This window comes from Microbacterium sp. GXS0129 (assembly GCF_044769785.1).
In the GTDB taxonomy this organism is placed as follows: Bacteria; Actinomycetota; Actinomycetes; order Actinomycetales; family Microbacteriaceae; genus Microbacterium; species Microbacterium nymphoidis.
Map to the genome: position 1 here is coordinate 816184 of NZ_JBIZVZ010000001.1, position 12979 is coordinate 829162.

General features: G+C 68.4%; 12 protein-coding genes. 4 read left to right on the top strand and 8 right to left on the bottom strand.

What is annotated here, in order from left to right; genetic code table 11:
• Positions 1 to 3: 3 nt before the first annotated feature.
• Positions 4 to 975, bottom strand: a complete 972-nt coding sequence (locus ACIQJ5_RS03590) for a sugar-binding transcriptional regulator (protein WP_231090371.1) — start codon at positions 973 to 975, stop codon at positions 4 to 6.
• Positions 976 to 1082: 107 nt separating this feature from the next.
• Between ACIQJ5_RS03590 and ACIQJ5_RS03595 the strand changes: the two genes are divergently transcribed.
• Both ACIQJ5_RS03595 and glpK read left to right on the top strand, forming a co-directional pair.
• Positions 1083 to 2792 carry a glycerol-3-phosphate dehydrogenase/oxidase gene (locus tag ACIQJ5_RS03595; RefSeq protein WP_231090370.1) on the top strand — a complete coding sequence of 570 codons (1710 nt, stop codon included), beginning with the start codon at positions 1083 to 1085 and terminating at the stop codon, positions 2790 to 2792.
• A 29-nt stretch (positions 2793 to 2821) separates the two neighbouring features.
• The gene (glpK, locus tag ACIQJ5_RS03600) at positions 2822 to 4351 is read left to right on the top strand and encodes a glycerol kinase GlpK (protein ID WP_402840966.1); all 1530 of its coding nucleotides are present in this window, start codon (positions 2822 to 2824) and stop codon (positions 4349 to 4351) included.
• Between the two features lie 164 nt (positions 4352 to 4515).
• On the opposite strand, the gene ACIQJ5_RS03605 is transcribed toward glpK, so the two are convergent.
• Both ACIQJ5_RS03605 and ACIQJ5_RS03610 read right to left on the bottom strand, forming a co-directional pair.
• Positions 4516 to 6273 carry a glycoside hydrolase family 3 protein gene (locus ACIQJ5_RS03605; protein ID WP_402840969.1) on the bottom strand — a complete coding sequence of 586 codons (1758 nt, stop codon included), beginning with the start codon at positions 6271 to 6273 and terminating at the stop codon, positions 4516 to 4518.
• Positions 6274 to 6282: 9 nt separating this feature from the next.
• A complete protein-coding gene (locus ACIQJ5_RS03610) occupies positions 6283 to 7587 on the bottom strand; it encodes an MFS transporter (protein WP_231090367.1) in 1305 nt (434 codons plus the stop codon).
• Positions 7588 to 7827: 240 nt separating this feature from the next.
• Between ACIQJ5_RS03610 and ACIQJ5_RS03615 the strand changes: the two genes are divergently transcribed.
• Complete coding sequence (locus tag ACIQJ5_RS03615) at positions 7828 to 8475, top strand: TetR/AcrR family transcriptional regulator (RefSeq protein ID WP_402840973.1); 648 nt, start codon at positions 7828 to 7830, stop codon at positions 8473 to 8475.
• A 6-nt stretch (positions 8476 to 8481) separates the two neighbouring features.
• On the opposite strand, the gene ACIQJ5_RS03620 is transcribed toward ACIQJ5_RS03615, so the two are convergent.
• The 4 genes from ACIQJ5_RS03620 to trpS all read right to left on the bottom strand — a co-directional run bounded on the left by ACIQJ5_RS03620 (position 8482) and on the right by trpS (position 11541).
• Entirely contained in the window at positions 8482 to 9357 is an 876-nt protein-coding gene (locus ACIQJ5_RS03620; RefSeq protein WP_402840976.1) for an Fpg/Nei family DNA glycosylase, read from the bottom strand.
• Positions 9358 to 9396: 39 nt separating this feature from the next.
• On the bottom strand, positions 9397 to 9852 hold the full coding sequence (locus ACIQJ5_RS03625) for a hypothetical protein (protein WP_231090364.1): 456 nt from the start codon (positions 9850 to 9852) through the stop codon (positions 9397 to 9399).
• A gap of 40 nt (positions 9853 to 9892) precedes the next feature.
• On the bottom strand, positions 9893 to 10471 hold the full coding sequence (locus ACIQJ5_RS03630) for a GNAT family N-acetyltransferase (protein WP_231090363.1): 579 nt from the start codon (positions 10469 to 10471) through the stop codon (positions 9893 to 9895).
• 62 nt (positions 10472 to 10533) lie between these two features.
• Positions 10534 to 11541: a tryptophan--tRNA ligase gene (gene trpS / locus ACIQJ5_RS03635; RefSeq protein ID WP_308070524.1), complete on the bottom strand. Its 1008-nt coding sequence runs from the start codon at positions 11539 to 11541 to the stop codon at positions 10534 to 10536.
• A 70-nt stretch (positions 11542 to 11611) separates the two neighbouring features.
• Between trpS and ACIQJ5_RS03640 the strand changes: the two genes are divergently transcribed.
• Positions 11612 to 11998, top strand: a complete 387-nt coding sequence (locus tag ACIQJ5_RS03640; RefSeq protein WP_402840982.1) for a hypothetical protein — start codon at positions 11612 to 11614, stop codon at positions 11996 to 11998.
• Positions 11999 to 12132: 134 nt separating this feature from the next.
• Here the strand turns inward: ACIQJ5_RS03640 and ACIQJ5_RS03645 are convergent, their stop codons facing one another.
• A complete protein-coding gene (locus tag ACIQJ5_RS03645; protein WP_231090361.1) occupies positions 12133 to 12975 on the bottom strand; it encodes an exodeoxyribonuclease III in 843 nt (280 codons plus the stop codon).
• Positions 12976 to 12979: the final 4 nt, after the last annotated feature.

The following is a 12979-nucleotide window of genomic DNA, read 5'->3' on the forward strand; positions in this document are numbered from 1 at the left end:
CGCTCAGGCTTCGGCGAGGGCGAGCGCCGTCGGCTCGTCGACGATGAGATCGGTGATGAGACCGGCGGCGAGCGCACCCCGGATGCTCGGCGCCTTCGCGCGCCCCGCCACCACGCACACGCGCCGCGGGGTGCGACGGAGCACGCGGAAGTCGGGACCGGTCGCGCGTTCGTTCACGGCGATGCCGTCGGTGGATCCGTCGGCGCGGAAGAAGACCGTCGCGACATCCCCGATCACCCCGGCCTCGGACAGTGCCCGATAGTCCGCCTTCTCCAGGTACGAGTCGTGATACACGTGGCTCGGGACCTCGGAGATCGGCGAGCCCACGCCGAACAGTGCGACGTCGAGGCGCGACTGCAGCGCCAGGATCCGGCGGATCGAGCGTTCCCGCCAGAAGGCCTCCCGGGTGTGCGGATCGTCGAAGAATGCGGGCACGGGGAACTGCTCCACCGCTGCGCCGTAGGCGTCGCCGAATCGGCGCAGCAGCTCGCTCGCGTACAGCACGCCCGTCGAGGCGAGGTTGCCGGAGCCGTTCAGCTGGATGATCACGGAATCGTGGGTCTGCTTGGGCACCAGGAAGCGGCTGACCGCGCTGATGGTCGATCCCCACGCGATGCCGATGCGCTGATTCGAGTCGATGAAGCCCGTGAGAATCCGTGCAGCGGTGAGCGCCACGCGGTCGAGCCGCTCGATGTCGCTGACCGTGTCGGGCACGGGCACGACATGCGCTGTGACGCCGAAGCGTGAGCGCAGCTCCTTCGCCAGCGCCGCGGCGTCATCCTGTTCGGGGCGCACCCGGATCTCCACCAGCCCGGTGTCACGGGCGAAACTCAGCAGGCGTGACACCGAGGAGCGTGAGGTGTGCAGTTCGCGCGCGATGGCATCCATCGTGAGGTCCTGCAGGTAGTACAGGTGAGCGGCGCGCAGCGCATCGCGCACACGGGCGGGATCCGCGTCCCAGGAGTGGTCGGGCATGACCATAGCGTAGCCGTCCTGCACATTCGTTCACGAAGGTTGAAAGGATGTTCTCGCCGCGAGAGGATCGAGGGGACGGCGTGAGGTCCGCGCCGCCGGGAAGGATCATGATGGCTGCCTCCACCTCGCCCCGAACTCCCACCGGGATCGAGCGCCTCGCCGATCGGCCCTACGCGGACGTGCTCATCATCGGCGGCGGCATCAACGGCATCGCCACGTTCCGTGATCTCGCCCTGCAAGGCGTGGATGTCGCCCTCGTCGATCGCAGCGACGTGATCACCGGAGCCTCGGCGGCATCCAGCCACATGATCCACGGTGGCGTTCGCTACCTCGAGAACGGCGAGTTCCGCCTGGTCCACGAGGCCGTCACCGAGCGCAACGACCTGCTGGGCACCGCGCCGCACTACGTGCGCCCGCTGCAGACCACCATCCCGATCTACTCGACCTTCTCCGGCATCCTGAACGCCCCCCTGCGCTTCCTCCGCCACGGTGCGGGCAAGCCGCAGGAGCGCGGCGCCGCACTCATCAAGATCGGCCTGGTCATCTACGACTCGTTCTCGCGCGGCGGCGGACGGGTGCCGCGGCACGAGTTCCACGGCCGCAAGCGCTCACTGCGGGCGCTGCCTCGGCTGAACCCCGGCGTGAAGTACACGGCTACCTACTGGGACGCCTCGATGCACGATCCCGAGCGGCTCGCGATCGACGTGGCGCGTGACGGCGTGACGGCGGGCGGCGATCGTGCACGCATCGCCACCTACACCGCCGCGGTGGGCGCTCGTGACGGAAAGGTCATCCTGCGCGATGCCGACAGCGGCGAGGAACTCGCGTTCTCGGCCGGTGTCGTCGTCAACGCGTCCGGGCCCTGGACCGACCTCACCAACGAGGCGCTGGGACGGCCGACGCGGTTCATGGGGGGCACGAAGGGGTCCCACATCGTCGTGGACAACCCGCAGTTGCTGGAGGCCACCGGCGGACGCGAGATCTTCTTCGAGCACAACGACGGACGCATCGTGCTGATCTACCCGCTCAAGGGCAAGGTGCTCATCGGCACCACCGACCTCGAGCACGACATGTCGGAGCCGGCTGTCTGCACTCCGGAGGAGGTGGCGTACTTCGTCGAGCTGGCCGCGCACGTGTTCCCCTCGATCCCGGTGGACCCCGAGAGCATCGTGTACCGCTTCTCCGGTGTCCGGCCGCTGCCCGGCCATGGCGACGAGGCACCCGGTTTCGTATCCCGCGACTATCGCATCGAGACGGCCACCCTGCCCACCGGCGACGCCACGGTGTTCAGCCTGGTCGGCGGGAAGTGGACCACGTTCCGCGCGTCCGCCGAGCGCCTGGCCGATCACGTGCTGGAGGCACTGGCGCGCCCCCGTCGCCGCTCCACCCGCGGTCTCGCGATCGGCGGTGGCAAGGACTACCCCCGCACCGAGCGGGCGCGACAGGCCTGGCTGGACGACAATGCATCCTCCCTGCCGCGCGAGCGCGCCGCGCAGCTGCTGGATCGCTACGGCACGGTGGCCACCGCGGTCATCGACGCCATCGTGGCCGACGCCGACGACGCCCCGCTCGCCGGAGCGCCCGCGTACTCCACCGCAGAGCTTCGTCACCTGGCCCGCACCGAGCACGTGCGTCATCTGGAGGACATGCTCATGCGTCGCACCAGCATGGCCTTCACCGGGCTGGCGTCCGAGGAGAATGCACGTGCCGTCGCCGAGGCGATCGCCGATACGCTCGGATGGGATGCGGCCACGGTGGACGCCGAGGTCGTGCGCGGCCTCGCCCACGTCAACTACGCCGTCCCCGAGTACGCCTGATCCGTTCTGCAGCGCCAATAGGAGGCAGTGTGGCCGCCCACGTGATCGCCCTCGACCAGGGCACCACCTCGACCCGTGCGATCGTCTTCGATCGGGCGGGGGAGATCGTCGCGACCAGTCAGCGGGAGCACGAGCAGATCCTGCCGCGTGCCGGCTGGGTCGAGCACGATGCGACGGAGATCCGCGACAACACCCTCTGGGTGCTCCAGCACGCGCTCGACGAGGCCGCGATCGACGTCTCCGACGTCGCGGCGCTGGGCATCACGAACCAGCGCGAGACGGTGATCGTCTGGGATCGGGCCACGGGCGAGCCGATCCACAACGCGATCGTCTGGCAGGACACACGCACGCAGGCGAAGGTGGACGAACTCGCTCGCGACGGCGGCACCGACCGCTTCGCCGACCAGACCGGGCTGCCGCTGTCCACCTATTCGTCGGCCTCGAAGATCGCGTGGATCCTCGACCGGGTGCCCGGAGCGCGCGAGCGTGCGGGGCGTGGCGAGCTGCTGTTCGGAACCCCCGACACCTGGCTGGTGTGGAACCTCACCGGCGGAACGGACGGCGGCGCTCATGTGACCGACGTCACCAACGCGTCGCGCACGCTCCTGATGGACCTGCGCACCCTGGACTGGGACGACGAGCTGTGTGCGGTATGGGACATCCCTCGCCAGATGCTGCCGGAGGTGCGCTCGTCCTCGGAGATCGTGGGCGCCATCGCCGGGGGACTGCCGGCCGCCGGTGTCCCGATCGCCGGCATCCTCGGCGATCAGCAGGCCGCCACCTTCGGCCAGACCGCGTTCGAGGCCGGGGAGTCGAAGAACACCTACGGCACGGGCAACTTCCTCATCGTCGGAACGGGCACCGAGATCGTCCGTTCCCGCAACGGTCTGATCACCACGGTCGCGTACCGTGTGGCGGACGAACCCGCGCGCTACGCGCTGGAGGGGTCGATTGCGGTCACCGGCTCGCTCGTCCAGTGGCTGCGTGACAACCTCGGTCTGATCGCCGAGTCCAGCGACGTGGAGCGGCTGGCCGCCACGGTGGAGGACAACGGCGGCGCCTACTTCGTCCCGGCGTTCTCAGGGCTGTTCGCGCCCTACTGGCGTCCGGATGCGCGTGGCGCCCTCGTCGGGTTGACCCGCTTCGTCAACAAGGGCCACATCGCGCGCGCTGCGCTGGAATCGACGGCGTTCCAGACACGCGACGTGATCGACGCCGTGGTGGAGGACACCGCGACCGCCCTGCCCGAGCTGCGCGTGGACGGCGGGATGACCCGCAACGACACGCTGATGCAGTTCCAGGCGGACGTGCTCGGGGTCACCGTCGTCCGCCCGCGCATCACCGAGACCACGGCGCTGGGCGCCGCGTTCGCTGCGGGCCTCGCGACAGGCGTGTGGGCGGACCTGGACGAACTGCGGGCGCTGTGGCAGGAGGATCGCCGCTGGACGCCCGCGATGGACGAGGACCAGCGCGAGCGCCGCTACCGGGTGTGGCGGAAGGCGGTGTCCAAGTCGCTGGACTGGACCGACGCGGACACCGAGGCCCTCGACGCCGACTGACCGGCCCCACCCGGTTCATAGCGCGCGAATGGATCCTATTCGCCCCAGTTTCGGGCGATTTGCGCGCAATGAACCGGATTCAGCGGCGACACCATCTCGACCCCGCAGCGCAATTGGCTCCAAACCACGAGGGTATGGAGCCAATTGCGCGCAATGAACCGGGATCAGTAACGCAGACCGTGGCCGAAGCGGAACGTGGGATCCTCGGTGTCGAAGGCCACGTCCGAGCGGCTCGCGGCAACGGCGGCGTCCGATCGCGGCAGATCGAACGGCAGCGAGCCGAGCGGCGAACGATCGCCGAACAGCACGCGCAGCACGGCAAGGTCCGAGGCGCCGTAGTTCGCGATGACGGCACCAGCGGCTTCTTCCAGCCCGCCCAGGACCGCGGGGCGATCCAGGTAGATGTCGATCACGGTGGGCACCTTCTCGGCGATCGCCGTGAGGCGCGCGTGCTCCTCGGCGGGGAACTCGAGCGAGCCCTCGTGGAACATGGCGGAGAAGCCGCCGCGATCGCGGATCTCGAACGGCGCCTTCACGCGCAGGATCGCGACATCGGCGTCGTCGGGGGTGTCCACGCTCGTGGCGAAGTCCGAGAGCACGTCGGCGTTCACGCCCTCGGCGTAGACCTTGACACCGCGCGAGAGCGGGAGGAGCGAGTCGGCGTTGGTCAGCAGGGTGAGCGAGTCGCTCTGAGCGGCGAGTCCTTCTTCCACCCATTCGCTCTGACCCACCACGATGGCGGCACGGTCCTCGTCCACGAAGGGGTTGTCGAACAGACCCAGCCGGAACTTCTCGCTGAGCAGCCGGCGGATCGAGACGTCGAGGCGCTCCTCGGACACGGTGCCCTGGGCCATCAGGTCCAGGAGCACATCCGTGCACAGTTCGCCCCCGAACTGATCGACACCGGCGTCGAGGGCTTTGACCATGCGCTCCGGCCGGGTCAGTTGCTCCACGCCCCAGGCACGGGCCGGCATCTCGCTGCCGAGCACCTCGGCGTCCGTCAGCAGACCCCAGTCGGTGCACACGATGCCCTCGAAGCCGAGTCGGTCGCGCAGCAGATCGGTGAGCACGTCTTTGTTGAACCCGAAGCCGACCTCCTCCCAGTCGGTGCCGACCGGCATGCCGTAGTAGGGCATCATCTGCGTGGCCCCGGCGTTGATCGCCGCGATGAACGGGCGGAGGTGGTACTCCTGCTCGCCGCCCGGGTAGACCTGTTCGCGACCCCACGGGAAGTGCGGATCCTCGCCGTCCTTCTGCGGTCCGCCGCCGGGGAAGTGCTTGACCATCGCGGCCACGGACTCGGTGCCGAACTCCTCGCCCTGGAAGCCGCGGATGTAGGCGACGACGAGGTCGGACGTGAGGTCCGCACTCTCCCCGAACGTGCCGCTGATCCGAGACCAGCGGGGCTCGGTGGCGAGATCGATCTGCGGGTGGAGGGCCACCCGCAGTCCCACGGCCAGGTACTCCTGGCGCGCGATGTCGCCGAATCGTTCGAGCCGCTCCGGCGATGCCAGCGCGGCGAAGCCCAGCGTCTCCGGCCACTGCGAGAAGGGTCCCGCTAGGATCGAGGTGAGCGGGTTGTCGCTGAAGGCGTGGCGCGGATCGGTGGAGAACGTGATCGGGATGCCGAGGCCGTTCTCCAGCGCCGTGCGCTGCAGGTCGTTGTGCCACGCGGCGAACTCCCGGCCGTCTCCAGCCGCGCCGATGATGTTGAAGTGCGTCATCCGGCGCTTTCGCACCATCGACACCGCCGACGGGATGCCGAAGGTGGGGTTGGCCTGGTTCGGATCGCCGTACGAAATCATCGTGTGGAAGAACATGCCGGCTTTGTCGGCGGCGTCCATCCGGCTGAGGAGATCCTCGACGCGCTGGGCGACGGCCAGTGAGGCGTCCTGATACGGGAAACGAGCGGAATCGGTCATGATCTCTTCCTACTTGGCGGACTTGATGAACCAGACGCTGACGGCGCCGAGAATGCTGAGGACGATGCCAATCGGGAACAGGCCGGCATAGCCGAACACCAGCACGATGGCGCCCGCGAATCCGGGGGCGAAGGTCTGCGGCAGCGTGGCCGCGATGTTCACCACGCCCAGGTCCTTGGCGAACGACTTCGCGGACGGGAGGACCTGGCTCATCAGGGCCGTGTCGACCGCCTGGAACATCCCGAACCCGAAGCCGATCACCGCGGTCATGATGAGCCAGGACTCGTACGTGGGCCAGAACCACGGCAGCGCGAGGGCCAGGCCCATGACCACGGAGGATCCGAACACGAACGGCTTGCGGCGTCCCACGCGGTCAGACAGCGGACCCGAGATCACGGTGGCGATGATCGTGCCCACCAGGCCGACGATACCCAGCAGGGGGATCACCGTCTGCGGCTCGGCGATGCCGAGATAGTCGCCCAGGATGTAGAGCTGGTAGCCGGTCACACCGAAGTAACCGGTGTAGAGCAGCAGGCGCCCCGTGAAGGCCCAGAAGAAGTCGGGGTGCTTGATCGGGTTCACCCAGAAGGTGCCGATGAAGTCGCGGAGGCTGAACGGCTCGCGCTCGAAGTTGGTGCTGGGACGGTCCGGGTTGAGGAGGACGAACAGCCCGATCACCACGAAGGCGAACACGGCGAAGATGATGTAGCCGGCTGTCAGGCTGTTGAACAGCAGTGAGCCGACGATCTGGCCGCCGAGGGCACCGGCCATGAGGCCGACGCCCGACAGCGCGGCGAACGTGCCGCGTCGCGCGATGGGCACGCGGTCCGGCAGGACCGCGGATAGCGGGCCCTGCGCGAAGTTGTAGGCGATCTGCACCAGGCACCACGCGATGAGGATGCCGACGAACGAGTTCGCGAACGCCAGCCCGACAAGTGCCAGTCCACCGCCGAACACACCAAGCATCATCCACGGCGCCCGGCGGCCGTACTTCGATCGGGTGCGGTCGGACAGCTGTCCGGCGACGGGCTGGGCCACGAGCGCGCAGAGGGCTCCGACCGTCGCGATCACCGCGAAGGTCGCCACCTTGCTCTCCGGGAACAGCAACTCGATCTGATGCGGCAGCAGGACACCGGGGACGGCGCCCCAGATCAGGAAGATGGCGAAGTTGGCCGGGATGATCGAGCCGAGAAGGCGGCCGAGCCCCGTCAGCGGCGCGGGCGGGTCATCCTCGCCCGAGGCGGTGCGGACGTACGTGGTCTGCGTGAGCGGCGGTTGCACCGTTTCCGGCGCGTCGGGTGAAGTCGACGACATTGTCAATCCTTGCCAGGTCAGGGTCTCGAGTGGGAGGTGATGCCTGTCAGGCGGAGCCGGGATGGTCCGCCGTGACCATTGCGAAGACGCTAGCATGAAAACCGACACATGTGTAGGTGTTGGGAAAAGGGCCTGATCGGATAACCTTTTCTGATCCATTTGTCGTGGACAAGAGTGTCGTTTCCCCAGCAATGCCTACACAAGTGTCGGTTTTCGTGGCGCAAGTGCTACCGTGTCAGCATGACCCCGACCGACGACGAAGCCCGCGGCTACGCCAATGGTCGTGCGCGCCGTGATGTCATCATCCGCACCGCATCGGAGCATTTCGCCGAGCGCGGCTTCATCTCGGCCACGATCCTGGATATCGCGGCAGCATGCGGCATCTCCCGCGCGGGGCTGCTCCACCACTTCGCCGACAAGGAAGCACTTCTGCACGCGGTGCTGGAGGCGCGGGACGAGGAGGACCAGGAGCGGTTCGCACCCTATGTCGAGGCGCACGGCGCTATCGGGGTGCTGCGCGGCATGGTCGACCTCGCCGATCACAATCGCCTGGTGCCGGGGCTCATCGAACTCTTCGTCCGCCTCTCGGCGGAGGCGGCGGCCACCGACCATCCGGCTCACGACTACTTCACACAGCGCAACGAGCGCATCCGCCGCGGAACCGCGCGGGCGCTGGTCGCGCTACAGGCGCGCGGACTCGTTCGGGCCGACCTCGATGCCCGCAGCGCCGCGCTACGCCTCACCTCGCTGATGGACGGACTGCAGCTGCAGTGGCTGTTCGACTCGGAGGTGGACCTGGCTCGGGAGATCCGAGGTGTGGTGGGGGAGTGGCTCACGCCCGCGGGGCGCGAGGCATTCGACGCCGCGCTTCCAGTGCTCGCGGCGTGAGTGGGCCTACTTCAGCAGCCGGCTGAGGCGACGATCCGCCAGCGGCTTGCCGCCGGTCTGGCATGTGGGGCAGTACTCCAGCGAGCGATCCGCGAAGAACACGCTGCGCACCGTGTCACCGCACACGGGGCAGGGTTTGCCCGCCTGCGCGTGGACGTTCATGCCCGCACGCTTGGCGTCCTTCAGCTCGGCGGGCGGCTTGCCGGAGGCCACCGAGACCGCGTGGGTGAGGGTGTCGATCATGGCCTGATGCAGCCGTGCGGTCTCCTCCTCGCCCAGTGTCGCGGCGATGGCGTACGGGGACAGCTTCGCGGCGTGAAGGATCTCGTCCGAATAGGCGTTGCCGATGCCGCCGATGATCGACTGATCGCGTAGGAGCCCCTTGATCTGTGTGCGGCGGCCGGCGAGCATCGTGCGAAACTCCTCGAGCGAGAGCGGCGGCCGCAGCGGATCGGGACCGAGGCGGGCGATCCCCGGCACGGTCTGCGCATCGCGGGTGACGTACACTGCCAGAGACTTCTTGGTGCCCGCTTCCGTGAGGTCGAAGCCTGAACCGTCGTCGAAGGCGATGCGCAACGCGATCGGGGTGCGACCCGGCTTGATGGCCGTGGCGGGAAGCGCGTCGTACCAGCGCAGCCACCCGGCCTTCGCAAGATGGAAGATGAGATGCACCTCGTCGCCGGCCGACGTGAGGGTCAGGATGTCGATGAACTTCCCGTGGCGCGTCACCCCGCGTACCTCCGCGTCGATGAGGGCGTGGATCGGGGGATCGAAGGTCTTCAGCGCGGCGATGGATGCGACCGTGGTCTTCGTGATTGTGCGCGCGGCCAGACGATCGTCGAGGTAGTCGACGAGTCCCTGTACCTCTGGCATCTCAGGCATGCGCCCATCCTGCCATCCGGCGCCGACATCGACGACCCCTCACCCCTCAGGGAGGAGCCAGACCACGGCAGCCCACCGCGTATCGGAGGGGGCGGTGACCTCCAGCCCACCGGCCGCGACGGAGAGATTCGAGTCGTGAACGATGCGGTATGTCTTCCCGTCGCAGGGCACCTCCGCGGAACTGCCGGCGAGGATGCCGAACCTCAGCGGAGTACCACCCCTGCACGTCAGATCGGCGCCCATCGTCCCGACAAACTCACGGGTGCTCGTTCGCGGAAGCGGACCCTCGGTGGCGGCGTACTCCGCGATGACGGTGGCGTTTTCCGGCGTCGCCGGTGTGACCACTTCGTCGGACAGTGAGGTCTGCGCCAGGGGCGGCGTGGCGACAGTGGACTCCTCCAGCGACATCACCTCGACAGTGGTCGCTGGAGCGCACCCGCAGAGCGCCAGCACAAAACCGAGTGCCACCGTTCCGGCAGCGACCTTCATACGCATGCCGCGACCCTAGCCCGGGGCCCGCGGGCGGGCAAGCGTCTCAGCCGAGGACGTCCCAGACGGCGGGCGTCGGAGAATCGGTGAACAACCGTCCGGCGCTCCAGCCGTCGGTGCGGCCTCCGCCGGTTGTGACGAACGCGCCGCGGCGCACGCCCTCGAAACGAAACCCGAGCGCGCGGGCGGCTCGGGCCGATGCGACGTTGCCCACGGCGGCGTTCCACTCCAGACGATCGAGTCCGAGGCCCGACGGCTCGAACGCGTGGTCGATGACCGCGTGGGCGGCCTCCGTCAGATACCCGTTGCCGCGCTGGTCGCCGCGCATCCAGAACCCGATCTCGGCGGCGCCTGCGCCTCGGCGAGTGAGGCTGATCATGCCGACCAGCGAGACGGCCGCGTGCTGCGGGGCCGTGCGGATCGCCCATTCGTAGCCGCTGTCCGCCGAGGACCGGGAGGCTGCCTCGTCGACGAACTCGACCGCATGCTGCAAGGTGTACGGCGACGGCAGCGGCGTCCAGCGGGGGATCTCCGGATCCTGGCAGGCGTCGGTGATCGCGGGCGCATCCGCCGCGGTCGGTGCGGAGAGGGTCAGGCGCGTGGTGCGCAGGATCGGAGTGCTCATCAGTGTCCCGGAACGGACGGAGGGAGCGACGTGGTGCCGCTCCCTCCGTCGATGTGTTGTGCTCAGCGGCGACGCAGCAGGCCGACCTTGTCGTACACGTCGCCCAGGGTCCGATCGGCGACGGCCTCGGCCTTGCCAGCGTTGACCGACAGGACGCGGTCCAGCTCTGCGGGATCGGCCATCAGTTCGAGGGCCTTCGCGCGCACCGGCTCGAACTCGCTCACGACGGCATCGGCGACGGCCTTCTTGAAGTCGCCGTACCCCTTGCCCGAGAACTCGTCCTCAATCGCCGGTACCTGACGGCCGGTGAGCGCCGACATGATCACCAGCAGGTTCGACACGCCGGGCTTGTTCTGGCGGTCGTAGCGGACGGTGCCGTCATTGTCGGTCACTGCGCGCATGATCTTCTTCGCGTTGACGCTCGGCTCGTCGAGCAGGTACAGCACACCGGACTGGTTCTCCGCCGACTTCGACATCTTCGACGTCGGGTTCTGCAGGTCGTAGATGCGCGCGGTCTCCTGCTGGATCACCGGATTCGGAACGCGGAACGTCTCACCGAAGCGGGTGTTGAAGCGCTCCGCAAGGTCGCGGGTGAGCTCCACGTGCTGCTTCTGGTCCTCGCCGACCGGGACGACATCCGTCTGGTACAGCAGGATGTCGGCGGCCATCAGCACCGGATAGGTGAACAGGCCAACGCTGGTGGTGTCCGCGCCGTATCGGGACGACTTGTCCTTGAACTGCGTCATGCGTCCCGCCTCGCCGAAGCCGGTGAGGGTCGAGAGGATCCAGGCGAGCTCCGCGTGGGCGGGGACGTGGGACTGCACGTAGAGCGTGGAGCGGGTCGGCTCGATGCCGGCGGCGATGTACTGCGCAGCGGTACGGCGCGTCTTCTCACGCAGCTGCTGCGGATCCTGTGGAACGGTGAGGGCGTGCAGATCGACGACGGAGAAGAACGCGTCGTAGGAGTCCTGGAGGCCACGCCACTGCATCAGCGCACCGATGTAGTTGCCGATCTGCAGAGAATCGGCGGAGGGCTGCATTCCAGAGTAGAGGCGCGCTTTTCCAGTCACCCCTCGATCCTACGCGTGCCGTGAGCATGCACCGACGCCGGCCCTCGTCCGCGGCTGCCATACTGACGGCATGGGCGAGCAGATCACCGTCACCGAGGCCGATATCCGCGGTATCCGCCGCGATTTCACGCGCTACGTGGTGACGCGCCCGGCAACGATCGTCGCTCTGGTCGTCTTCGCAATGGCCACCATCGTGTTCGTGATCGTGGCGCTCGCCGCCCAACCGTTCTTCTGGGTGGCGGCGGCCGTCGCAGCGTTCGTGCTCGTCCTGTTGCCGTCGGCGCTGGGGCGCCAGGTCACCCGTGCGGCGCGCGCGGCGATGCCGGCCGGTTCCTGGATGCGCGCCTGGATCGAGGATGGGGCGCTGAAGACCGCCGGACCTACCGGGTCTGCGTCCACCTCGCTGCCCGCGTTCCGTCGAGCCATGGTGCATCCTGACGCGGTGCTCGTGCAGTGAACCGGCTCGAACGTGGTGGGCGTGTTCCCGCGCCGCTGCTTCACCTTCGAGGAGATCGAGGTGCTGCGTCGCGTCGACGCGGCGCGCGGACGCGGCGTGCAGAGCTCGCCGCCCGCGCCCGCCGCGTAGCCGACTCAGATCTCGTAGTCGACGATCACGGGGGCGTGATCGCTCCAGCGGGTGTCATAGCTCGGCGCCCGGAAGACGGAGTAGTTCGATGCGACGGCGGCGAGCGCGGGAGATGCCAGGTGGTAGTCGATGCGCCACCCGGAGTCGTTGTCGAACGCCTTGCCACGGGCGGACCACCACGTGTAGGGGCCGGGAACCTCGCCCGCGTGGGCGCGTCCCACGTCGATCCAGCCGAGGCCCGCGCCCACGGACCCGTCCACTCCGGTGATCTCGGTCCCCACGGCACCGAGGAAGCGGTCGAAGTAGGCGCGTTCGCGCGGGAGGAACCCGGCCTTCTTGACGTTGCCCTTCCAGTTCTTGATGTCCAGTTCACGGTGACCGACGTTGAGGTCTCCCGTGATGAGGGCGAGTGCGTCGCCGGCGCTGAGCTCGGGAAGGCGCAGCGTCATGGCATCGAGCATGGCCCACTTGGGATCCTGCTTCGCGGGCGTCTCCGCCTCACCGGTGAAGACGTACGCGGAGACCACGGTGACGGTGCGGCCGTTGACGACGAAGTCGGACTCGATCCAGCGCCCGGCGGTGTCGTGCTCGGCGGCGGCGATACCGATGCGAACGGCCGCGGCCTCGCTCCGGCTCGCGATGGCAACACCTGCGCGTCCCTTGGCGGTGGCCTCCTCATCGACGATGACCCAGCCGGGCAGCGCCTTCTCGAGCTCAGCGCGCGGGGCGCGGACCTCCTGGAGGGTGAGGACGTCGACGTCGGCCGTCTCGAGCCAGTCGTGCATGCCATTGCGCACCGCCGCTCGGATGCCGTTGACGTTCACGGATGCGATGCGAAGACGTGTCATGGGT

What these genes read in the sequence shown, in the direction of transcription:
- ACIQJ5_RS03625 (WP_231090364.1), bottom strand. Translation starts at nt 9,852, where the DNA reads ATGCGTATGAAGGTCGCTGCCGGAACGGTGGCACTCGGTTTTGTGCTG.
- ACIQJ5_RS03620 (WP_402840976.1), bottom strand. Translation starts at nt 9,357, where the DNA reads ATGCCTGAGATGCCAGAGGTACAGGGACTCGTCGACTACCTCGACGAT.
- ACIQJ5_RS03630 (WP_231090363.1), bottom strand. Translation starts at nt 10,471, where the DNA reads ATGAGCACTCCGATCCTGCGCACCACGCGCCTGACCCTCTCCGCACCG.
- ACIQJ5_RS03590 (WP_231090371.1), bottom strand. Translation starts at nt 975, where the DNA reads ATGCCCGACCACTCCTGGGACGCGGATCCCGCCCGTGTGCGCGATGCG.
- ACIQJ5_RS03605 (WP_402840969.1), bottom strand. Translation starts at nt 6,273, where the DNA reads ATGACCGATTCCGCTCGTTTCCCGTATCAGGACGCCTCACTGGCCGTC.
- ACIQJ5_RS03615 (WP_402840973.1), top strand. Translation starts at nt 7,828, where the DNA reads ATGACCCCGACCGACGACGAAGCCCGCGGCTACGCCAATGGTCGTGCG.
- ACIQJ5_RS03645 (WP_231090361.1), bottom strand. Translation starts at nt 12,975, where the DNA reads ATGACACGTCTTCGCATCGCATCCGTGAACGTCAACGGCATCCGAGCG.
- ACIQJ5_RS03610 (WP_231090367.1), bottom strand. Translation starts at nt 7,587, where the DNA reads ATGTCGTCGACTTCACCCGACGCGCCGGAAACGGTGCAACCGCCGCTC.
- ACIQJ5_RS03640 (WP_402840982.1), top strand. Translation starts at nt 11,612, where the DNA reads ATGGGCGAGCAGATCACCGTCACCGAGGCCGATATCCGCGGTATCCGC.
- ACIQJ5_RS03595 (WP_231090370.1), top strand. Translation starts at nt 1,083, where the DNA reads ATGATGGCTGCCTCCACCTCGCCCCGAACTCCCACCGGGATCGAGCGC.